General features: G+C 66.2%; 17 protein-coding genes and 2 pseudogenes. 7 read left to right on the top strand and 12 right to left on the bottom strand.

The features are described from left to right. The first annotated feature begins 151 nt into the window (after nt 1–151). From QMX82_RS12710 to QMX82_RS12700, 3 genes are all read left to right on the top strand, one after another. The gene (locus QMX82_RS12710) at nt 152–3,658 is read left to right on the top strand and encodes a bifunctional diguanylate cyclase/phosphodiesterase (protein WP_282284002.1); all 3,507 of its coding nucleotides are present in this window, start codon (nt 152–154) and stop codon (nt 3,656–3,658) included. 88 nt (nt 3,659–3,746) lie between these two features. Next, complete coding sequence (locus QMX82_RS12705) at nt 3,747–3,938, top strand: hypothetical protein (protein WP_282284000.1); 192 nt, start codon at nt 3,747–3,749, stop codon at nt 3,936–3,938. Between the two features lie 200 nt (nt 3,939–4,138). After that, nucleotides 4,139–5,398 (top strand): cation:proton antiporter, encoded by a 1,260-nt coding sequence (locus QMX82_RS12700; protein WP_133861932.1) that lies wholly within the window; start codon nt 4,139–4,141, stop codon nt 5,396–5,398. 57 nt (nt 5,399–5,455) lie between these two features. On the opposite strand, the gene speD is transcribed toward QMX82_RS12700, so the two are convergent. Continuing rightward, the gene (speD, locus tag QMX82_RS12695; protein WP_282283996.1) at nt 5,456–6,250 is read right to left on the bottom strand and encodes an adenosylmethionine decarboxylase; all 795 of its coding nucleotides are present in this window, start codon (nt 6,248–6,250) and stop codon (nt 5,456–5,458) included. Between the two features lie 264 nt (nt 6,251–6,514). After that, nucleotides 6,515–6,937, bottom strand: a complete 423-nt coding sequence (locus QMX82_RS12690) for an OsmC family protein (protein WP_158891526.1) — start codon at nt 6,935–6,937, stop codon at nt 6,515–6,517. Between the two features lie 208 nt (nt 6,938–7,145). Between QMX82_RS12690 and crp the strand changes: the two genes are divergently transcribed. Beyond that, complete coding sequence (crp, locus tag QMX82_RS12685; RefSeq protein WP_017640369.1) at nt 7,146–7,790, top strand: cAMP-activated global transcriptional regulator CRP; 645 nt, start codon at nt 7,146–7,148, stop codon at nt 7,788–7,790. Between the two features lie 58 nt (nt 7,791–7,848). Here crp and QMX82_RS12680 read toward each other — a convergent pair whose 3' ends face one another. The 7 genes and pseudogenes from QMX82_RS12680 to rpe all read right to left on the bottom strand — a co-directional run bounded on the left by QMX82_RS12680 (nt 7,849) and on the right by rpe (nt 15,455). Continuing rightward, nucleotides 7,849–9,630: a BCCT family transporter gene (locus QMX82_RS12680; protein WP_282283990.1), complete on the bottom strand. Its 1,782-nt coding sequence runs from the start codon at nt 9,628–9,630 to the stop codon at nt 7,849–7,851. Nucleotides 9,631–9,901: 271 nt separating this feature from the next. Beyond that, on the bottom strand, nt 9,902–10,729 hold the full coding sequence (gene trpC / locus QMX82_RS12675; protein WP_208693642.1) for an indole-3-glycerol phosphate synthase TrpC: 828 nt from the start codon (nt 10,727–10,729) through the stop codon (nt 9,902–9,904). Next, on the bottom strand, nt 10,726–11,775 hold the full coding sequence (trpD, locus tag QMX82_RS12670) for an anthranilate phosphoribosyltransferase (protein WP_145154087.1): 1,050 nt from the start codon (nt 11,773–11,775) through the stop codon (nt 10,726–10,728). The genes trpC and trpD overlap by 4 nt, the downstream gene beginning before the upstream one ends. Further along, the gene (locus tag QMX82_RS12665; protein WP_208693641.1) at nt 11,776–12,369 is read right to left on the bottom strand and encodes an anthranilate synthase component II; all 594 of its coding nucleotides are present in this window, start codon (nt 12,367–12,369) and stop codon (nt 11,776–11,778) included. A gap of 10 nt (nt 12,370–12,379) precedes the next feature. Continuing rightward, nucleotides 12,380–13,858, bottom strand: coding sequence for an anthranilate synthase component I (trpE, locus tag QMX82_RS12660; RefSeq protein WP_282283978.1), 1,479 nt, complete (start codon nt 13,856–13,858; stop codon nt 12,380–12,382). A gap of 72 nt (nt 13,859–13,930) precedes the next feature. Then, nucleotides 13,931–14,781, bottom strand: a pseudogene (locus tag QMX82_RS12655) (phosphoglycolate phosphatase). After that, a complete protein-coding gene (gene rpe / locus QMX82_RS12650) occupies nt 14,778–15,455 on the bottom strand; it encodes a ribulose-phosphate 3-epimerase (protein ID WP_158891514.1) in 678 nt (225 codons plus the stop codon). The pseudogene QMX82_RS12655 and the gene rpe overlap by 4 nt, the downstream one beginning before the upstream one ends. A gap of 138 nt (nt 15,456–15,593) precedes the next feature. Between rpe and QMX82_RS12645 the strand changes: the two genes are divergently transcribed. Beyond that, nucleotides 15,594–16,604 carry a DUF3530 family protein gene (locus tag QMX82_RS12645; RefSeq protein ID WP_282283971.1) on the top strand — a complete coding sequence of 337 codons (1,011 nt, stop codon included), beginning with the start codon at nt 15,594–15,596 and terminating at the stop codon, nt 16,602–16,604. On the opposite strand, the gene QMX82_RS12640 is transcribed toward QMX82_RS12645, so the two are convergent. The 3 genes from QMX82_RS12640 to QMX82_RS12630 are packed head-to-tail and all read right to left on the bottom strand — an operon-like array spanning nt 16,579 to nt 19,024. Then, entirely contained in the window at nt 16,579–17,343 is a 765-nt protein-coding gene (locus QMX82_RS12640; RefSeq protein WP_208693637.1) for a DnaJ domain-containing protein, read from the bottom strand. The genes QMX82_RS12645 and QMX82_RS12640 overlap by 26 nt on opposite strands. Then, on the bottom strand, nt 17,340–18,005 hold the full coding sequence (gene murU, locus QMX82_RS12635) for an N-acetylmuramate alpha-1-phosphate uridylyltransferase MurU (RefSeq protein WP_208693636.1): 666 nt from the start codon (nt 18,003–18,005) through the stop codon (nt 17,340–17,342). Before murU ends, QMX82_RS12640 begins: the two co-directional genes overlap by 4 nt. Then, nucleotides 18,002–19,024 carry an aminoglycoside phosphotransferase family protein gene (locus QMX82_RS12630; protein ID WP_282283967.1) on the bottom strand — a complete coding sequence of 341 codons (1,023 nt, stop codon included), beginning with the start codon at nt 19,022–19,024 and terminating at the stop codon, nt 18,002–18,004. The genes murU and QMX82_RS12630 overlap by 4 nt, the downstream gene beginning before the upstream one ends. A gap of 119 nt (nt 19,025–19,143) precedes the next feature. On the opposite strand from QMX82_RS12630, the gene QMX82_RS12625 reads away from it, so the two are divergent. Both QMX82_RS12625 and QMX82_RS12620 read left to right on the top strand, forming a co-directional pair. Then, the gene (locus QMX82_RS12625; RefSeq protein ID WP_282283965.1) at nt 19,144–21,948 is read left to right on the top strand and encodes an LPS-assembly protein LptD; all 2,805 of its coding nucleotides are present in this window, start codon (nt 19,144–19,146) and stop codon (nt 21,946–21,948) included. Continuing rightward, nucleotides 21,929–22,169: pseudogene (locus QMX82_RS12620) on the top strand (hypothetical protein); the annotation flags it as partial. The gene QMX82_RS12625 and the pseudogene QMX82_RS12620, both read left to right, overlap by 20 nt.

Here is a 22,169-nt window from a genome sequence, read left to right as displayed (position 1 = left end):
GGATGGGAAGAGCGGCCTGCCAAAGCACTTCACCCGATAAAGCCGGACTTATGGAAAAGATTTCCACGTGACCAGCTCAGAACTGCCATACCTTTATTCGGTCAAAGCTCAATTGAACCCGACACCTGCGATCGGGCCTTGAGGATCCGGCATGCGGCCTCTTTCTCCTGCGCGCATTGCCCTGGTTTATCTGCTGCTGAGTGCCCTCTGGGTGATCGGCAGCGACGGGCTGCTGTATCTGCTGGTTAGCGATCAGGACAGTGTCTATCTGTGGCAAACCCTGAAGGGTCTGGCCTTCATGAGCCTGCTGTCGCTGGTGCTCTATGCATTGCTGCGGCGCCAGGTCAGCTATCGCGAAGGCTTCATCGAAGAGCTGCAGAACCAGCGTGCCACCCAGGATTTCGTCCAGCGCCTGACCAACACCGGCGACTGGCAGCTGACGTCCGATGGCCGCCTGCTCTGCTCCGAACGTGCCCTGTTGATGCTGCGCCAGCCCAAGGGCAGCGATCCGCTGGATTTCGCCACCATCGCGGCCTGCGCCCGTGTCGATGACCGTGATCATGTGCACAGCATGCTCGAACGCCTGCAGCACATGCAGGGCCCGCTGAATTTCTCCGCGCATTTCGCCGATGGCCAGGACAGCTGGCGCTGGCTCAACTGGCAAAGCGACTTCGATGAAGCCGGCACTACGCGCGGTGCCCTGGTCGACATCACCAGCCACAAGCTGGCCGAGCAGGCGCTGCAGGACAGCCAGAGACGCTATCGCGAACTGGTCCAGCACCTGCCGCTAGTGGTCTTTGCCAGCGATCACCGTGGCCGCTGGCAGTTTCTCAATCCGGCCTGGGAAGCCCTGACCGGCCACCCCGCCAGCCAGCAACTCAACCACCCCCTGGATCAGGCCTTCCACCCCCAGGATGGGGCGCGCCTGCGCCAGTTGGTGGCCGATTTCGCCGCCGGTCAGCGCCTGCACTGGAATGGCGTGGTACGGCTGCGCCTGTCGGTGGAAAGCCATCGCTGGATGCAGATGGAGCTGCGCGCCGGTCTCGATGGCGAGATCCAGGGCACCCTCACCGACATTCATCACGACTACCAGGCGCAGCAACTGCAACAGGCCCGCAGCGACGTCCTCGACGATCTGCTCACCGGCCTGCCACTGGCGGAGATCCAGCAGGGCATCGCCCAGCGGCTGGAACGGATCTATCCGGAGATGCGCGTCGCCCTGTTGCTGGACGACCAGGGCGAGCATCTGCGGGTCGCCGCCGCGCCGAGCCTGCCGCCCGCCTTCCAGGCGGCGCTGGAAAGCGTGCCGCGCAGCCGCCACGACCAGGGCTGCTGCAGTGCCGTCACCACCAATGCCCCGGTGTTCACCATCGATGTCGAACTGGATCCAGCCTGGCAGAAGCTGCTGCCGGCCGCCCAGGCGGCCGGCATTCGCGGCGCCTGGGCCCTGCCCCTGCAGGACGAGCAGCAGCGCGCCGTGGGCGCCCTGGGCGTCTACTACGGAGAGGCGCGACTGCCCGAGACGGAAACCCAGGCGCTGATCACCGAATTCACCCGCCTCGCAGTGCTGGCCATCCGCCAACAGCGCGTGGTCCAGGCCCAACGCGCGAGCGAAGCGCGTTACCGCGGCATCTTCGAGCAGGCCTACACCGGCATCATGCTCAGCGACCTGGAAGGTCGCTGGCTGAGCGCCAACCACCACTTCTGCCAGATGCTCGGCTACTCGCAACCGGAATTGCTGCAGAAGGACACCGCCTCGGTGACCCATCCGGACGAGCGCGCCCTGGGCGCCACCCTGCGCAAACAACTGGTCGACACCGGCCAGGACCGCTACACCCTGGAAAAACGCTATCTGCATCGCAGTGGCCAGCCGGTCTGGGCCAACGTCACCACGCGCCTGATCCGCGACGACCAGGGGGTGCCCCAGTATTTCATCAGCACCGCCCAGGACATCACCCTGCGCAAGCAGCAGGAAGAAAGCCTGCGCCAGGCCGCGGCGATGTTCCAGAACAGTCGCGACGGCCTGCTGCTGCTCGACGAGCGCCGCTGGATCCTGGCGGTGAATCCGGCCTTCGCCCGCCTGCTGGGCGCCCAGGAAGGCACCCTGCTCGGCCAGCGGCTGGGACTGCCCGGCGGCGGTCGCCAGGACCAGCGTTTCTACCGCGAACTCTGGCGCACGGTGCGCCGCCAGGGCCGCTGGGAGGGCGAACTGCTCTGGCCGCGCTTCGACGGCACTACCTTTCCGGCCTGGACCGCTATCGACACCCTCTACCCCCGGGAAACCCGGCAATACACGGTCACCGTCAGCGACACCACGCGCCTGCGGGAGAGCGAGGCGCGCCTGAGTCACCTGGCGCATCACGATCCCCTGACCGACCTGCCCAATCGCCTGCTGGCGCGCACCCATCTGGAGCACGCCCTGGCCCTGGCCGAGCCACAGGAATACCTGGTCGCCGTACTGATCCTCGACTTCGATCATTTCCGCACGGTCAATGAAAGCCACGGCCATGCCCTGGGTGACGAACTGCTGGTGGAATTCGCCGCCCGCCTGCGCGCCCTGCTCAGCGAAGACATCACCCTGGCGCGCATCGGTGGCGACGAGTACCTGGTCATCATCGAGCGGATAGACCGGCCCGAATTCGCCGCCCAGATCGCCCAGGCCATGCTCGGCAAGCTGGAACAGCCCTTCCATCTCGGCGAGCACGACATCTATCTCAACGCCAGCATCGGCATCAGTCTCTTTCCCGACGACGGCGCCACCGCCGATGACCTCATTCGCAATGCCGACACCGCCATGCACCAGGCCAAGGACCAGGGGCGTGACACCTTCCGCTTCTATACCCAGGCTCTCACCGAGCAGTCGCGGCGGCGGCTGAATCTGGAGTCACGGCTGCGCACGGCGCTCAAGCGCGGTGATTTCGTCCTCTACTACCAGCCGCTGATGAGCGTCAGCACGGCCCAGACCATTGGCGTGGAAGCCCTGGTGCGCTGGCGGGATCCGGAGCTGGGCCTCATCCCGCCCACCGAATTCATTCCGCTGGCCGAAGAGACCGGGCTCATCGTGCCGCTGGGCGACTGGATCATCGAAAGCGCCTGCCAGCAGATGCACAACTGGCTCGCCCAGGGACTGGAACTGGAGACCCTGGCGATCAACATCTCGCCCCGGCAATTCGCCAAGCGCGACCTGGCCAGCACCATTTCCCGCGCCCTGGCGCGCAGTCGCCTGCCGGCCGAGAATCTGGAACTGGAGATCACCGAAGGCACCCTGATGAACAATGTCGAGGAGGCGCTACTGTCCCTGGCCACCCTCAAGACCCTGGGTGTGCGCATCGCGGTGGATGACTTCGGCACCGGCTATTCTTCGCTGGCCTACCTGCGCCGCTTCCCCCTGGACAAGCTCAAGATCGACCAGAGCTTCATGCACGAACTGCGCAGCGACAGCGGCACCCACAGCAGCCAGGCCATCGCCGCGGCCATCGTCGCCCTGGGCCAGGGGCTGGATCTCGACGTCCTGGCCGAAGGGGTAGAGACCACCGAGCAGTGGGACATCCTGCGCAAGCTGGGTTGCCAGCAATGCCAGGGCTTCCTGTTCAGTCCGCCGCTGCCGCCGGAAGAGTTCGAGGCCTGGTATGCCGAACGACAGAGGGCGCGCGCCTAGTCTGCTGAGCGACGAATGTCACGGTATTGCAATCAAAACCGTTCTAGACTCGGGTTTCCACTTTCCGTCTGTCCCCGAGGGTACCAGTATGAAGATCGTGGTTCGCCCCCTGCGCAAGTCCACCACCAGTGCCTGGCAGGTCTGCATCGACAAGCAGGCCATCACCTTTCTCAGCGAAGCCGATGCCCGCAGCTACGTGGCCACGCTGGAGGCACGCATCGCCGCGCCCCATCCGTTGCCGCTGCGTGAGGTAACCACGGCAATGGCAGCGCCGCTCTAGGCCGGCAGCACCCTGACCGGCCGTCCTCTGGATCACCCTGGCGCCGCCCGTTCAGCGACGGCCCGGGGCGGTTCACGGCCGTTCCTCGACAAACGACTGGCTAGCCAGCTATCGAAAATGTAACTTTTGCGGCGTCCGCCCCATCCTACCCCTAGGCCCTGCGTTCGCAGGGGCTCGCTGTCTGATGGATCTGGAACGCCATGCTCGAACTCGCTGCTGCCTTCATCTGCTTCACCTCGCTGCTCACCTACCTCAACTACCGCTTCGTCGGCCTGCCGCCCACCATCGGCGTCATGGTCATCGCGCTGATCTTCTCGGTCGGCCTGCAAAGTCTTTCCTGGCTCGGCTTTCCCGGCCTGGAACACCGCATCGGCGAATTGCTCGGGCAGATCGACTTCAACGACCTGCTGATGAACTGGATGCTCGGCTTCCTGCTGTTCGCCGGCGCCCTGCACGTCAATCTCAAGGACCTGCGCGACTACAAATGGGCCATCGGCGGCCTGGCGACCCTCGGGGTGATCATCTCGACGGTGCTGATCGGCTATCTCAGCCACTGGATCTTCGGCTGGCTGGGCTGGCACGTCGACATCCTCTACTGCCTGATCTTCGGTGCCCTGATCTCTCCGACCGATCCCATCGCCGTACTCGGCATCCTGCGCTCGGCCGGCGCGCCCAAGTCGCTGGAAACCACCATCGTCGGCGAGGCGCTGTTCAATGACGGCGTGGCCGTGGTGGTCTATTCGGTGCTGCTGGGGGTGATCCAGCTGGGCGAGGCGCCCACGGTCAACGCGGCGCTCTGGCTGTTTCTCGAAGAAGCCGGTGGCGGCATCCTGTTCGGCCTGCTGATCGGCTTCGCCTGCTACTGGCTGATGCTGAGTATCGAGCAGCATCAGATCGAGGTGATGCTGTCGCTGGCCCTGGTGATCGGCGGCTCGACGCTGGCCAGCCACCTGCACGTCTCGGGTCCCATCGCCATGGTGGTGGCCGGCCTGATCATCGGCAACCTGGGACGAACCAAGGCAATGAGCGACTTCACCCGGCGTTACCTGGACGGCTTCTGGGAGTTGATCGACGAGATCCTCAACGCCCTGCTGTTCGCCCTGATCGGCATGGAGCTGCTGGTACTGCCGTTCAGCTGGGCTCACCTGGGCGCGGCGCTGCTGGTGACCCTGGCGATCCTCTTCGCCCGCTGGATCAGCGTGGCACCGGTGGTGCTGCTCAGCCCGCACTGGCGCAACATGACCCGTGGCACGGCGCGCATCCTCACCTGGGGCGCCCTGCGCGGCGGGGTCTCCGTGGCCCTGGCGCTGAGTCTGCCGGCCGGTCCGGAACGGGATCTGATCCTCGCCCTGACCTACATCGTGGTGCTGGTTTCCATTCTCGGCCAGGGCCTGACCATCGGCCGGGTGGTCAAGAGCGTCACCGGCGGTGCCCCGGTCGCGCGCGACGAGCACCACTGATCCCCGGAAACGAGAAACCCCCGCCATGGCGGGGGTTTCCGGGCAACACCCGAGCGATCAGCGCGGCAGGTTGCGGCCGGAGAAGATCTCGCGCATCTCGTGCTTGAGACGCTGGGTGATCTGTTGACGCTGTCCGGACGAGAGGCTGCGGGAGGCGTCGCCGAACAGGTAGTTGTCCAGTTCGAATTCCTTGAGCAGCATCTTGGTGTGGAACAGGTTGTCCTGGTACACGTTCACGTCGGTCATCTGGTAGGCCGCACGGGTGTCCTCGGACAGGTAGTTCTGGATCGAATTGATCTCGTGGTCGATGAAGTGCTTGCGCCCTTCGATGTCACGGGTGAAGCCGCGCACCCGGTAATCCACGGTGACGATGTCCGAGTCGAACTGGTGGATCAGGTAGTTCAGGGCCTTGAGCGGGGAGATCACGCCACAGGTGGAGACGTCGATGTCGACGCGGAAGGTGGCGATGCCGTCGTCCGGATGGATCTCCGGATAGGTGTGCACCGTGATGTGGCTCTTGTCCAGGTGGCCGAGAATGGTCTCGCGCAGCGGGCCGGGCGACTCCTCGATCTGGCTCTCGGTCGGCTCGACCGGTTGCTCGGAGATCAGGATGGTCACGCTGGCACCCTGGGGATCGTAATCCTGGCGGGCGATATTGAGGATGTTGGCCCCGATGATATCGACCACGTCGGTCAGGATCTGGGTCAGACGCTCGGCGTCGTATTCCTCGTCGATGTACTGGACATAGGCCTGTTGATCTTCCGACGTCTCGGCATAGCAGATGTCGTAGATGTTGAAGCTCAAGGTCTTGGTCAGGTTGTTGAAACCATGAAGCCTGAGTTTGCTTTTCACGGTGGTAAAGCTCCCGTCGTGCGGTCTCTGACCGCGGTCCTGAGTGCCCGTCAGCTGCGGATTGCGCAAGCTGCGTAGGGCGGCGAACACCTCTTCGCGATGGCGATTGGCTGTACTTGTCGGGGGCTAGCCCCTTAAGAGCGGCGCATTATGCAGATCGGCAGCGGCTGGGGCCAGAGTCTGCCGGGCCCAGGTGATGAATTGATGTCGACGGGGAAGGGATGAAGCGGAGGGCGACGCCCGCACGGGCATCGCCTAAGAGCATCAGGCGAGTTCGACGAGTTCGTAACTGTGGGTGATCTCGACGCCGGCCCGGCCGAGCATGATGGAGGCCGAGCAGTACTTCTCCGCCGACAGTTCGATGGCGCGCTTGACCTGGGCTTCCTTGAGGCCCCGGCCCTTGACCACGAACTTCAGGTGGATGCGGGTGAACACCTTGGGCTCGGTGTCGGCGCGGTCGGCTTCGAGGAAGGCCTCGCAGCTTTCCACCGGTTGCCGCGCCTTGCGCAGGATGCTGACCACGTCGTAGCTGGCGCAGCCGCCCAGGCCGATCAGCACGGTTTCCATCGGCCGCACGCCGAGGTTGCGACCCCCGCTTTCCGGTGGGCCGTCCATGACCACCACATGGCCGCTGCCGGATTCACCGAGAAACATGGCCTCGCCTGCCCACTGGATGCGCGCTTTCATCGCTTTCGTCCTACTTATATATGCAAATGGTGATCAGCTTAACATGCTGGATGGCGTAAACTGGGGCGCAGTGAAGGGTTATTCAGCTCGCATTTAAGCTGCGCATGTTCTTATCCGGTCTTTGAATTGGAACCGGCGCAGCCTGTGCACGCACCGGTTCGGACCTCGGTGCCCCGACTCAGGTTAGTTTTCAACCTCAGGAATCAGCATGGCCGCTATCATCCCACCCGCGAAGTTACAGCACATCGACAAGCTGCTAGCGCACTGCTCGCGTCGCCGCTATACGGCAAAAACCACCATCATCTACGCTGGCGACAACAGCGAAAGCCTGTTCTTCATCCTCAAGGGTTCGGTGACCATCCTCATCGAAGACGATGAAGGCCGCGAAATGATCATCGCCTATCTCAATGCCGGGGACTTCTTCGGCGAGATGGGGCTGTTCTCCAAGGAAGGCAGCGAGCCCGAGCGCAGCGCCTGGGTGCGTGCCCGTACCGAGTGCGAAGTCGCCGAGATCAGCTACGGACAGTTCCGCGAGCTGAGCCAGCACGATCCGGACATGCTGTTCTCCCTCGGACGCCAGATGGCCGAGCGCCTGCGCCAGACCACCCGCAAGGTCGGCGACCTAGCCTTCCTCGATGTCACCGGTCGTGTGGCGCGCACCCTGCTCGACCTGTGCAAGCAGCCCGACGCCATGACCCACCCGGATGGCATGCAGATCAAGATCACCCGTCAGGAGATCGGCCGCATCGTCGGTTGCTCCCGCGAGATGGTCGGTCGCGTACTGAAGTCCCTTGAAGAACAGGGCCTGGTCCACGTCAAGGGCAAGACCATGGTGGTGTTCGGCACCCGCTGAGCCCGCTTAGCGCGCCCCTGCAAGCAGGCGGGGGCCGCTCCCCCCGCCCATCCTGGCCTCAGCGCTCGACCTGCGGCTGGATCTTCGCGACCCGCACCGCGGCGTTCTCGTCGACGGTCTTCTCGTCATTACCCTTGGCCTTGGGCTCGCCCACGACGAAATGGAATTCTTCGCCGTGCTTGACCGCGCCATAGAGCACCGCCTTCTCGATCAGCTCGGTACCGCGCAGATGCCGCAGCATCAGTGGATCGCTACGCAGATCGCGATAGAGCGCCAGGCACAGCAGCGCCATCACCACCACGAAGGGCAGCGCGACCACAATGGTCAGATTCTGCAGGCCGTTGAGCGCCGCGCCCGGGTTGTTCGGGTCGCCGATGGCCAGCATGATCGCCGCCACCGCCCCAGTGAGGGCACCCCAGAAGATCACCGTGCGCCGTGAAGGCTCGGTGGTGCCGCGCTCGGACAGGGTGCCCATCACCAGGGACGCGGCGTCGGCGCCGGACACGAAGAAGATCGCCACCAGCACCATCACCAGCACCGAGGTTACCGAGACCCAGGGATAGCTGGCCAGCAGGTCATAGAGGGCGAAGTTGCTGTTCACCGCACCGTCGACCAGGGTGAAGGCGCCCAGGCGCATGGCGTCGATGGCCGCGCCGCCGAAGATGACGAACCAGACCACGCTGACCAGACTTGGTACCAGCAGCACGCCGGTGACGAACTGGCGGATGGTGCGACCGCGACTGATGCGGGCGATGAACATGCCGACGAAGGGCGTCCAGGAAATCCACCAGGCCCAGTAGAACACCGTCCAGCTGGACAGCCAGTTGCCCATGGCCTCGCCACCGCTGGCGCTAGTGCGCGCCATCATCTCCGGCAGCAGGTCGATGTAGTCGCCGATGGCGGTGGGCAGCAGATTGAGCATCAGCAGGGTCGGACCGGCGACGAAGACGAACAGCGCCAGGGCCACCGCCAGCACCATGTTGGTGTTGGACAGCCACTGGATGCCCTTCTCGACCCCGGAGACCGCGGAGATGACAAAGGCCGCCGTCAGCACTGTGATGATGCTGATGTAGAGCATTTTCCCGGGTTGCTCGATCCAGCCGTTGTGTTCGAGTCCGCCGGCGATCTGCAGGGCGCCCAGACCGAGGGAGGCCGCGGAGCCGAACAGGGTGGCGAAGATCGCCATCATGTCGATGACGCGGCCGAGGGGGCCATTGGCGTGCTCACCGATCAGCGGGCGAAAAGCCACCGAGATGAGTTGCGAGCGCCCGCGGCGATAGGTGCCATAGGCGATCGCCAGACCGACCACGGCGTAGATGGCCCAGGGATGCAGGGTCCAGTGGAACAGGGTGGTGGCCATGGCCACCTGCAGGGCGGCGCTGCTCTGCCCCGCGGCGCCACCGGGCGGCGGATTTAGATAGTGCGACAGCGGCTCGGCGACGCCAAAGAACATCAGGCCGATCCCCATGCCGGCGCTGAACATCATCGCCACCCAGGACAGGGTGCGGAATTCCGGCTGCTCGTCGTCGCGCCCCAGGGGGATCCGCCCATAGCGACTGGCGGCCAGCCAGATGACGAAGACCACGAAGCCGGTGGAGGTGAGCACGAACAGCCAGCCGAAGTGGGTGATCACCCAGCCCTGGGCGGTCGAGGCGCTGCTGGCCAGGCTGGCCTGGCTGACGAAGCCCCAGATCACGAAGGCCAGCGCGGCGATGCTGGTGACGCCGAAGACGACCCAGTCGGTGGTGCCGGCGAGTCGCCGATCCCGGCGCGACTCCTCGGTCCGGGAGGGATCGGTGACGCTGATATCAAGTGTTTCGCTTTTTTCTTCCGTTGCCATGGTGCTTGCTTGCCCTGGTTGTGGATGGCCTGGTGCGGCGGAGCGCAGGCTCGTCCTGCGACAGCCAGCCGTCTCCGCGCCTCGCCACGGTTCAGTGAGTCGGAGGCCATTAACCGGGTTTATTCCGATGGAAACAAAGCCCTGCGTCGGCAGCGGGCACACCGAGGTCGTTCCCGCCGTTTGGGGAGCGCACGAGTCGACCTGGGTCACTGCGAGGGATAAAAAAAGGCCCCGGTGTCGCCACCGAGGCCTGCTGCGGACGACCGAAGGATCAGGCGTCCTTGAGCGGGAAGCGCCGCTCCGGAAAGAACAGGCGCTGCAGCTCCTGACCCGGCTCGTCGGCGCGCATGAAGGCTTCGCCGACCAGGAAGGCGCGCACCTCGTTGATCTCCATCAGCTCCACGTCGGCACGATTGAGGATGCCGCTCTCGGTGATCACCAGCCGATCCTGGGGGATACGCGGCAAGAGATCGAGGGTGGCTTCCAGGCTGACCTCGAAGGTGTGCAGGTTGCGGTTGTTGACCCCAACCAGCGGGGTATCCAGCACCGTCAGGGCGCGCTCCAGCTCGGCGCCGTCATGCACCTCGACCAGTACGTCCAGGCCGACGTCCTTGGCCGTGGCGGCCAGTTCGCCCATCAGGCCGTCGTCCAGCGCGGCGACGATCAGCAGGATGCAGTCGGCGCCGATGGCCCGGGCTTCCACCACCTGGATGGGATCGACGAGGAAGTCCTTGCGGATCACCGGCAGCTGGCAGGCAGCGCGCGCCTGCTGCAGATAGGCATTACCACCCTGGAAGAAGTCCACGTCGGTGAGCACGCTCAGGCAGGTGGCCCCGCCCAGGGCGTAGCTGTGGGCGATCTCGGCCGGCACGAAGTGTTCACGGATCACGCCCTTGCTCGGCGAAGCCTTCTTCACCTCGGCGATGATCGCTGCCTCCTTGCGCGCCACCTGGGCCTGCAGGGCACGGGCGAAGCCGCGTGGAGCGTCGGCGGCACGGGCCTGGGCCTCGAGTTCGGCCAGGCTGGTCCGGGCCTTGAGCTGGGCGATCTCCTCGGCCTTGCGGGCCAGGATCTTCTGCAACACGGTTGGCACACTCACGGGCGACCCTCCTCGCGATAGACGGATGTGAAATGGGCGAGCTCGTCCAGCTTTTCCCGGGCCAGGCCGCTGTAGAGCGCGTCGTGGGCCAAGAGTACCCCTTCGTGCAGGCTGTGGGCGAGATCCGCGGCGTAGAGCGCCGCGCCGGCATTGAGCACGATCATGTCGGCAGCCTTTTGCCCGGCCTCGGTCTTGCGCCGGCCGAGGGCGTCGCGGATCAGCGCCAGGGAGGCCTCGGGGCCGTCCACGGTGAGGCCGACCAGGGTCTGGCTCTTGATGCCCAGATCCTCCGGCAGCACCTGATATTCGCTGATGCTGCCGTCCTTGAGTTCGGCGACCTGGGTCGCCGCGGCCAGGCTGAATTCGTCCAGGCCGTCGCGGGAGTGCACCACCAGCACATGGTGGCTGCCCAGGCGCTGCAGTACCTCGGCCAGCGGCCGGCACAGCGCGGCGCTGAACACCCCGACCACCTGGTGCCGGACCCCGGCCGGATTGGTCAGGGGACCGAGCATGTTGAACAGGGTGCGCAGCCCCAGCGAGCGGCGCGGCCCGGCGGCGTGACGCATGGCGCTGTGGTGCGACTGGGCGAACATGAAGCCGACGCCCACCTGCTCGACGCAGCGGGCGATCTGCGCCGGGGTCAGCTCCAGGTAGATACCGGCGGCCTCCAGCAGATCGGCGCTGCCGCTCTTGCCGGACACCGCGCGATTGCCGTGCTTGGCGACCTTGCCGCCCGCCGCCGCGACCACGAATACCGAGGCGGAGGAGACGTTGAAGATATTGGCGCCATCGCCGCCGGTACCGACCACGTCGACCACGTGGTCGAGGGTCGGCAGCACCACCGGAGTGGCCAGCTCGCGCATCACGCTGACCGCGCCGCAGATCTCGTCGATGGTCTCGCTCTTGATGCGCATGCCCATGAGGAAGGCACCGATCTGCGCCTCGTCGGCGCCACCGGTCATGATCTGGCGCATCACCGCCTGCATCTCGGCGACGTTGAGGTCGAGTTGTCCACTGATGCGATTCAGGGCCTGCTTGATGTCCATCTAGCGCCGCCCTCCCTGCTGCTGGAGAAAGTTGGCCAGCAGATCATGGCCATGTTCGGTAAGGATGGATTCGGGGTGGAACTGCACCCCCTCGATCATGAATTCGCGGTGCCGCAGGCCCATGATCTCGTCCATGCTGCCGTCCGGATGCTGGGTCCAGGCGGTGATCTCCAGGCACTCGGGCAGGGTCTCGCGCTTGACCACCAGCGAATGGTAGCGGGTCACGGTGACGGGATTGGGCAGGCCGGCGAAGACGCCTTCGCCGTTGTGGTAGACCGGGCTGGTCTTGCCGTGCATCGGCTCGCGGGCTCGGACCACCTCGCCGCCAAAGGCCTGGCCCAGGCTCTGGTGCCCCAGGCAGACGCCCAGCACCGGCAGCTTGCCGGCGAAGCGTTCCAGGGTGGCCAGGGAGATGCCCGCCTCGTTGGGCGTGCAGGGACCGGGAGAGACGACGATACGCTCGGGCGCCAGCGCTTCGAGCGCCTCGACCGGGACCTCGTCGTTGCGCACCACCTTGACCTCGGCCCCCAGCTCGCCCAGGTACTGCACCAGGTTGTAGGTGAAGGAATCGTAGTTATCGAGCATCAGCAGCATGGAGGATTCCTCAGACGGACTGTTCGGCAAGGGTGACGGCGCGGAACATGGCGCGGCGCTTGTTGAGGGTTTCTTCCCACTCCAGCGCCGGCACCGAGTCGGCGACGATCCCTGCCCCGGCCTGCACGTGCAGCTCGCCGTCCTTGATCACCGCGGTGCGGATGGCGATGGCGGTATCCATGTTGCCGTTCCAGGCCAGGTAGCCCACGGCGCCGCCGTAGATGCCCCGCTTGACCGGCTCCAGTTCGTCGATGATTTCCATGGCGCGGATCTTCGGCGCCCCGGACAGGGTCCCGGCCGGCAGGATGGCGCGCAGGGCGTCCATGGCACTCAGCTCGGGCTTGAGCCGACCGGTGACGTTGCTGACGATGTGCATCACGTTGGAATAACGCTCGATGACCATCTTCTCGGTCAGGGTGACGCTGCCGGTGGTGGAGACCCGGCCCACGTCGTTGCGTCCCAGGTCGATCAGCATCAGGTGCTCGGCCAGCTCCTTGGCATCCGCCAACAGATCGCGCTCCAAGGCCAGATCGGCTTCTTCGGTGGCGCCGCGCGGACGGGTCCCAGCGATGGGACGCACGGTGATCTCGCCGTCCTCCACCCGCACCAGGACCTCGGGCGAACTGCCCACCACATGGAAGTCGCCGAAGTTGAAGAAATACATGTAGGGCGTGGGGTTGAAGCAGCGCAGTGCCCGATAGAGGTCGATGGGCGCCGCCTGGAAGGCGATGGACATGCGCTGCGAGGGCACCACCTGCATGCAGTCGCCGGCCAGGATGTAGTCCTTGATGCGCTGCACCGCGCCTTCGAAATCCTCGCGACTGAAGCTGGAACGAAAGCTCGGCTCCGGACCGGCCGGGGCGGCGAGATCCAGGCCGCGGCGCGGCACGATGGGCTGGCGCAGGCGGTCGAGGATGTCGCCCAGGCGCGCCTGGGCGGCGGCGAAGGCGTCGGTCTCGTCCGGATCGGCCAGCACGATCGCGTGGATCTTGCCCGCCAGGTTGTCGAACACCACCACGGCATCGGACACCATCAGCAGGATGTCGGGCGTACCCAGCGGATCGGGATTGGGGCAGGCCGCCAGGCGCCGCTCGACGTAGCGCACGCTGTCGTAGCCGAAGTAGCCCACCAGGCCACCGTTGAAGCGCGGCAGGCCATCCAGCGTCGGCACGCGATAGCGCGCCTTGAAGGCTTCGACGAAGGCCAGGGGATCGTCGCAGTGCTCGATCACCTCGACCTCGCGACCGGCATCGCTGACCACCACGCGATGACCATGGACGCGCAGGACACGGCTGCACGGCAGGCCGATGATGGAGTAACGCCCCCATTTCTCGCCACCCTGCACCGATTCCAGGAGATAGGAATTGGGGCCGTCGGCCAGCTTCAGGTAGATGGACAGGGGGGTGTCGAAGTCGGCCAGGGTTTCGAAGGCCAGGGGAATGCGGTTATAGCCTTGAGCGGCCAGGCGCAGGAAATCGTCGCGGGTCATGATCAGCCTCGTGGCGAGGAAAACGAAAGGTCAGGTGCACAGCGCGCCGGTCAGATACCGGCCAGGACGAAATCAGGCGCGCCAGCGCCAACGGGCCAGGGCCTTGATGACTTTCATCCATGCTCGCGAGGAGCCTGTGCGGGTGACCACCACGATGCGATCTCTTGCTCTTGAGGCGGGGGTTGAAGGGCCACGTTAGCCTAGCCGGCGCGGCATGGCAACCGGCCGGCCACCTCGGCGTGCTAGATGAACAGCTCGCGCAGATCGTCGACGACCAGATCCGGCTGCTCCAGGGCGATGGGCTCGCCATGATTGTAGCCATAGCTCAGGGCCACGCAGCGCACCCCGGCGGCACGGGCGGCGCGGATGTCGTTGCGCGAATCGCCGATGAACAGGGCCTGGCCGGCCACCACGCCGGCCAGCTGCATGACCCACAGCAAGCCGGCCGGGTCCGGCTTCTGCTGCGGCAGGGTATCGCCGCCGACGATCCAGTCGAAGTCGCCCAGGCCCATGTCGGCCAGGAGCGGCGCGACGAAGCGCTCCGGCTTGTTGGTGATCACCGCCAGGCGCACGCCCAGGGTGCGCAGCAGCGCCAGGCTGTCCAGCACCCCCGGATAGAGACGGGTCAGAGCGTGGCTGCCGCCATAGAGCTCCATGAACAGCGCCAGGGCCTCGTCGGCGGCGGCCTCGTCCACCGCGGCATGCGCCATATCGTCGGCCAGCGCGCGGCGCACCAGCACCCGGGCGCCGTTGCCAATCCACAGCCGCACCTTGTCCAGCCCCGCCGGCGCGCGGTCCAGGCGTACGAGCATGGCGTCCACCGCGGCGGCCAGGTCCGGCGCCGAGTCCAGCAGGGTGCCGTCGAGGTCGAACATCACCAGCGCGGGTGGCTGCCCGCCACCGAGCCTTACCAGGGCGCTCATACCGAGCGCGCCTTGGCCAGCTCGGCGCGCATCGCCTGGATCACCGCGGCGTAGTCGGACTGGCCGAAGATGGCCGAGCCGGCGACGAAGGTGTCGGCCCCGGCGCGAGCGATCTCGCCGATGTTCTTGACGTTGACCCCACCATCGATCTCCAGCCGGATCGGCCGGCCGGAGGCATCGATCAGGGCGCGCGCCTCGCGCAACTTGTCGAGGGTGCCGGGAATGAATTTCTGGCCGCCGAAGCCGGGGTTGACGCTCATCAGCAGCACCATGTCGATCTTGTCCATCACGTACTTGAGCACGTCCAGCGAGGTGGCCGGATTGAACACCAGACCGGCCCGGCAGCCGCCATCCTTGATCAGCTGCAGCGAGCGATCGATGTGCTCGGAGGCCTCGGGGTGGAAGGTGATGTCGGTGGCGCCGGCCTCGATGAAGTCGCCGATGAGGCGATCCACCGGCTTGACCATCAGGTGCACGTCGATGGGCGCGGTCACCCCGTAGTTGCGCAGCGCCTTGCAGACCATGGGGCCGATGGTGAGATTCGGCACATAGTGGTTGTCCATCACGTCGAAATGGACCATGTCGGCACCGGCGGCGAGGACCTTGTCGACTTCCTCGCCCAGGCGGGCGAAATCGGCGGACAGGATCGAGGGGGCGATGGCGAAGGGTTGCATGGGATAGCCTCGGCGAAGGTTGAGGGACAGCATTGTAACGGAGATCCGTCTGCGGCTCGGGCGTTCCCGCTGCCCTGCCGGGGCGAACGGCGGTAGGCTCGCCGGGGTCAACCCTGCCCTTGTCGAGGATTCCCGTCGATGTCGTCGCCCGCCCTGCTGCCACTCTGCCTGCTTCTGCTCGGCCTCACCGCCCCGGTGCGTGCCGAAGAGCCGCCCACCCCGGCGCCGGAAACGCCCGCGGCTCCAGCCGCCGTGGCCCCGGCGCTGGAGCGCAGCCAGGAGCAGCAGCAGGCGCTGATGCGGCAACTGCCCACCGAGCAGCAAAAGACCCTGCAGGCCGGCGACGAGTCCTTTCTTGCCCTGCTGGTGCCCGCCGCCCGAGCCAAGGCTAGCGGGACGGTGGTGCTGGTGCCGGGCGACGGCGAATCGGCCGACTGGCCCAATGTGGTGGCGCCCGTGCGCCAGCAACTGCCCACCTTTGGTTGGCAGACCATCAGTCTGAGCCTGCCCGACCCCTATGACCCGGTGGTGGCGATCGAGCGCGATACCGCCCCGGCGGACACCGACGCCCAGGCCAACAGCGAGCAGACGGCACCGCCGGTGACCGGTGGCAGCGGCGCGGTGCCCGCCGCTCCGACCCAGGCCGAAGCCGGCAGCGGCGAACCGGCCCAGGCGGCGGTCGCGCCGGTCGATCCCGAGGCGGCGGCCAATGCCCAGGCCACCCGGGTGCTGGCCCGCATCGCCGCTGGCATCGACCTGGCACTGCAACAGGGCGCCAACCCCATCGTACTGGTCGGCCACGGCACCGGCGCCTACTGGGCGGCGCGCTATCTGGCGGAAAAGGAACCGGCCGAGGTCAAGCAACTGGTGCTCATCGATGGTCGCGAGCCCCAGGGGCTGCCACCGCGGCTGGACGCCACCATGGGCAAGACCGATCTGCAGATCGCCGACCTGGTACATGCACCCGGACCGGCTGCCCAACGGCGCAAGGAGCGCGCGGCGCAAAAGGCCAACAAGAGCTATCGGCAGATCGACCTGCCGGTGATTCCCGGCGACCGTGCCGCGGAGCAGGAGCAGACCGTCCGCCGGCTGCGCGCCTGGCTGGATCGCCTGCCACCGGCCGCTAGCGGAAGCCCCGCCGCCTCTTGATCAGCTGATAGGCGGCATGCAGCTCGGCGGTACGCTGGGCAGCGGCATAGACCGCCGACTGGCCCGCCCCGGCACCGGCCTTCTTGTCGGGGTGGTGGCGGGAGAGCAGCCGCCGATAGGCCTGCTTGACCGTGGCGGCGTCGGCGTCATCGGTAACGCCGAGCAATTGCAGCGCCTTGCGATACTTCTCCTCGCCGCCGGGCTGGCGCGGCGCCGCCTGCACCGGTGGCTGCAGGGCCAGCACCTGGGCTTCGGCCAGACCCATCGCCTGCCCCCAGCCGAGGATCTCGTCGCGATCCCCAGGGCGCACGCTGCCGCTGATCCAGACCATGCGCCAGCAGGCGCGCAGGATGGCCTCGCTGCGCTCGCTGAGACGCTGCAGGTCGGCCGTCGACGGCAGGGTGCCGCCCTTGCCCTGCTCGAAGGCGGCGATGGCCTGCTTGCGGTCGTCGGCGCCGAGCCCCAGACGCTCGATCTCGCCTTCGGCCTGGCGGATGTGGGCCGTCAGCACCCGCCCCCCGCGCTTGGCCAGCCGGCCAAGCATCTGGAATTGCGCCTGATGTTCGAAGCGCCCGGGGCGCCCCTGCCAGCGTGCCTTCCAGCCCGCCAGGGAAGTCAGCCCCAGCTGGCGCTCACCGGCATGGGCGAGCAGCGCCACCAGCAGGGCGCCGGGAATGCTGGCCACGGCCCAGCCGGCCAGGAAGCCCAGCACCGTCAGCGGCCAGAACCAGACCTTCAAGAAGCCGTCCCGAACAGCCGCTCCGCTTCCGCCAGCCGCTCCAGGGTGCCCACGTCCACCCAGCGACCGTCCAGCCGCTGGCCCGAGACCTGTCCGGCGGCAATGGCGGGTCGCAACACGTCCACCAGCTTGAAGGCCCCGGCCGTGCGCTCGGCGAACAGCTGCGGATGCAACACGGCGATGCCGCTGTAGGTGAGCTTTTGCGGGGCATCCAGGGTGATCCCCCCGTCCACCAGACCGAAGTCGCCGGCCGGGTGATGCGGCGGATTGTCGACCAGCACCAGGTGCGCCAGGCGACCGGCTGGCAAGGCCAGGGTACCGAAGGCGAAATCGGTGCGGATATCGCCGTTGACCAGCACGAAGGGCGCACTGCCCAGCAGCGGCAGCGCGCGAAAGATCCCGCCCCCGGTCTCCAGCGGCTCACCCTCGGCAGAGAAGCGGATGGTGACCCCTAGTTGGCTGCCATCGCCCAGGACGGCTTCCAGCTGGGCGCCCAGCCAGGCGTGATTGATCACCAGCTCGGTTATGCCTGCCGCGGCCAGCGCCCGGATGTGATGCTCGATCAGCGGCCGGCCGTTCACCTCGATCAGCGGCTTGGGCAGGCTCAACGTCAGCGGTCGCATCCGCTCGCCCTTGCCCGCCGCCAGGATCATGGCCTTCATGCGTCGGCCCGCGCGGCGTGCAACTCGTCGAGCAAAGCGCCGAGATCGGTCAGCTCCGGTCGCCGCGCCACCACGGTGCGGATGTAGGCAAGAAAGCGCGGGGTGTCGGCGACGTAGCGCGGCTTACCGTCGCGATGCCAGATGCGGGCGAAGATGCCCATCACCTTGAGGTGGCGCTGCACGCCCATCAGATCCGAGGCGCGCTGGAAATCGGCGAAGTCGGGCTGCACCGGGATGCCGGCGGCCCGTGCCTGCTCCCAGTAGCCCAGCAGCCAGCGCTGCACCAGCGGCTCGGGCCAACTGAGGAAGGCATCCTTGAACAGGCTGGTAATGTCATAGGTCACCGGCCCGATGACCGCATCCTGGAAGTCCAGCACGCCCGGATTGGGCGTGCTCAGCATCAGGTTGCGCGGCATGAAGTCCCGGTGGACCAGCACCTGGGGTTGCGCCAGGGCGCTGTCGATCAATCGATCGCAGACGGCCTGCCAGCGTTCGCGCTGACTGGCGCTGAAGGTCGTGTCCAGTTCGCGACCCACGTACCACTCTGGAAACAGACTCAACTCGCGGGCGAGCAGAGCCCTGTCGTAGAGCGGCAGGCTGCCGTTCGTCGGCTGCTTGCCCTGGAAAGCCAGCAGGGCATCGATGGCCGCCTGGAAATAATCGTCGGCATTGGCCGCATTGATCACCTCCAGATAGGTCAGGGTGCCGAGATCGCTCAGCAGCAGGAATCCCCGCTCCAGATCCTGAGCCAGGATGCGTGGTACATGGACCCCGGCCTCGGCCAGTAGCGCGGCCACCTGGACGAACGGACGGCAGTCCTCCTGCGGCGGCGGCGCATCCATCACGATCAGGCTGCGGCCCTCGCCCGCCCAGCGGAAATAACGGCGAAAACTGGCATCGCTGCTGGCCGCGGTCAGGCTACCCTTGGGCACCTCGCCCCAGGCCTGTTCCCGGAAAATTTCCGGTAGAACGGTGGTCAGCCAGTCTTCTATCTGGTTTAAGCGAACATCTTCAGTCATTTACAGCGGATCCCTCGGCCCTAGCCGATGTGCAGGTCATGTTTTATTATCCGCTATCTTTTTGAGCCCATCGAGAGGCCGCGGCCCCTTAATGGCCGGCGTGCAGGACGACTTTAAGGATGGCCGTGAAAACCCCCGCGTTTCGCAGAAAATTTCCCCTCTTGGTAACCGGCAGCCTGCTCGCCATGCAGCCCGTCACCGCCCTTATCGCCGCCCCCGCCGAGCAGTTCAGCTGTAGCGCCGGAGCCGGCGGCGGCTGGTCGTGCAACACCCAGGCACCGACCGCGGCCATTCCGCCCCGCCCCAGCAAGGGCGAGACCCAGGGCGTCGCGGCGGAGCCCGCCGCGCGCAAGGGTGATACTGCCGTACTGGTGACCGAGAGCAAGGGCCGCGCCCTGAAGTCCCGCAGCGCCGACTACAGTCACCTGGACTGGGTCCCGCGCGATCAGCTGACCCCGGCCCAGTTGGCCGAGACCGGTCCCTACTGCAGCGGTGCCTATGTCGAGCCGCAGCGTCCAGGCATGTACGACGACACCCCGACCGCCAAGGCCCCGACCTACATCTCCGCCAAGGCCTCGCGCTACGAGCAGGAGCAGCAGGTCGCTACCCTGGCCGGTGACGTGGTGCTGCGCCAGGGCGGCATGCAGGTGGAATCCCAGGAAGCCAACCTGCACCAGCTGGAGAATCGCGGCGAGCTCAAGGGCAACGTCAGATTCCGCGACAACGGCCTGCTGATGGTCGGCGACAAAGCCGATATGCAGCTGGACAACGGCCAGGTCCAGGTCGATAACGCCGAATTCGTCATGCACCAGAGCCGCGCCCGTGGCAGCGCGCTCTACGCCAAGCGTGGCGACGACGCCATCATCCGCCTCAAGGATGGCACCTACACCACCTGCGAACCGGGCAGCAACGCCTGGCAGGTCAAGGGCAACACCGTCACCCTGAATCCGGCCACCGGCCTCGGCTACGCGACCAATGCCACGCTGCGGGTCAAGGACATTCCGGTCCTCTATACGCCCTTCATCTACTTCCCGATCGACGACCGTCGGCAGTCCGGTTTCCTGGCACCCTCGATCAGCACTTCCAGCGACACCGGCTTCGCGATCACCACGCCCTACTACTTCAACCTGGCGCCCAACTACGACGCCACCCTCTATCCGCGCTATATGGCCAAGCACGGCCTGCAGACCGAGGGCGACTTCCGCTACCTGACCCGCAGCAGCGAAGGCGAGGTCTACGGCTCCTACCTCAAGGACACCGACCCGGAGCACGAGGGCGAACCGGAAGCCACCGACAACCGCTGGCTGTACGGCTGGAAGAATCGCAGCGGCCTGGATTCGCGCCTGATGGCCGAGGTGGACTACACCCGCATCAGCGACCCCTACTACTTCCAGGACCTGGACACCGACCTCGGCATCAACAAGCCGACCTACGTCAACCAGCAGGGTCGCCTGACCTACCGCGGCGACACCTTCGTCGCCGGCCTCAACGCCCAGGCCTACCAACTGGCTACCGTCTCCGACGTGACGCCCTACAACCGCCTGCCGCAGCTGACCCTGAGCGGCGCCCTGCCCTACAACCCGGGCGGTCTGGACTTCACCTACGACACCGAGGCGGTGCGTTTCACCCGCAGCTTCGACGACAACACATACTTCGACCTGGACGACAACGGCAATCGCACCAACGTGCGCAACCGCCCGGACGTCAACCTGTTCGGCCTGACCCGCGCCGAAGGCAATCGCTACCACGTCGAGCCGGGCATCGCCCGCCCGATGACCGCGTCCTGGGGCTTCCTGACGCCGTCGCTGCGCTATGCCTATACTCGCTACGACCTGGACCTGGACAGCACCGGCCAGAACGACCTGAACTCGCCGCTGGTCGGCGGTAGCCGTCGCGCCGCGGCCGGTTCCAGCGTGACCAGCTTCAACGACAGCCCGACCCGCTCGGTGCCGATCTTCAGCCTCGACAGCGGCCTCTACTTCGACCGCACCTCGAACCTGTTCGGCGAAGGCGGCAAGCAGACCCTGGAACCCCGCGCCAAGTACCTCTACGTACCCAACCGCGACCAGGACGATCTGCCGGTGTTCGATACCGGCGAATACACCTTCAGCTACAGCTCGCTGTGGCGCGACAACCGCTTCACCGGTCGCGACCGCATCGGCGACGCCAACCAGCTGGCCCTGGGTGCCACCAGCCGCTTCATCGAGCCCAACGGCTTCGAGCGCGCCAACGTGAGCTTCGGCCAGCTGTTCTACTTCCGCGACCGCGAAGTGCAGCTGCCCGGCCTGACCAAGGACGACCTGGCCTACGCCCGCAGCCTGGGGCAGAACATCGACAATCCCCAGGCCACCACCTCGCGCTCGCCCTATGCCCTGGCTGGCATGTATCGCTTCAATCGCGACTGGCGCGTGAACGGCGAATTCAACTGGGATCCGACCCTGCACCAGACCGACTCCGGCAGCGTCATGTTCCACTACCAGCCGGAAGCCGAGCCGGGCAAGATCCTCAACGTCGGCTATCGCTATCGTGACAACGTCCGAGTGTTCGATCCGAACTTCGGCCGCTTCACCTACAACAGCGACGACTACAAGGTCGACCAGCACGACATCTCCTTCATCTGGCCGATCGTGCCCCAGTGGTCCGCGATTGCCCGCTGGCAGTTCGACTACAACAAGAGCCGTACCCTCGAAGCCTTCGGTGGCTTCGAGTACGACAACTGCTGCTGGAAGCTGCGCCTGATCAGCCGCTACTGGCTCAAGAGCGAAGACGACGTCTTCTACACCGCCCAGAGTTCCGAAGCCGATCGCGGGATCTTCCTGCAGATCGTGCTCAAGGGACTTGGCAACGTCTTCGGCGGCAAGACCGAAGGCTTCCTGGACAGAGGCATTCAAGGCTATCGTGAACGTGAAGACCAAGCTATGTAACGCCCTGCGCCCGCTCGCCCTGGGCGCGGCGCTCGTTCTCTCCCCTCTGGCTCAGGCTGCCGTGGTCCCGCTCGACAAGGTCGTGGCCATCGTCGACAACGACGTGGTCATGCAGAGCCAGCTCGATCAGCGACTCAACGAGGTCAAGCAGAACATCACCCGCCGCGGGGGGGCCGGGGGGGCCGCCCGGCCGCGGGGCCCGCCCCGGGGGGGGGGGTGGT

Source organism: Pseudomonas sp. PS02302, from assembly GCF_029959585.1.
In the GTDB taxonomy this organism is placed as follows: domain Bacteria; phylum Pseudomonadota; class Gammaproteobacteria; order Pseudomonadales; family Pseudomonadaceae; genus Chryseomonas; species Chryseomonas aestiva.
This window is presented reverse-complemented; position numbering and strand designations above follow the sequence as displayed.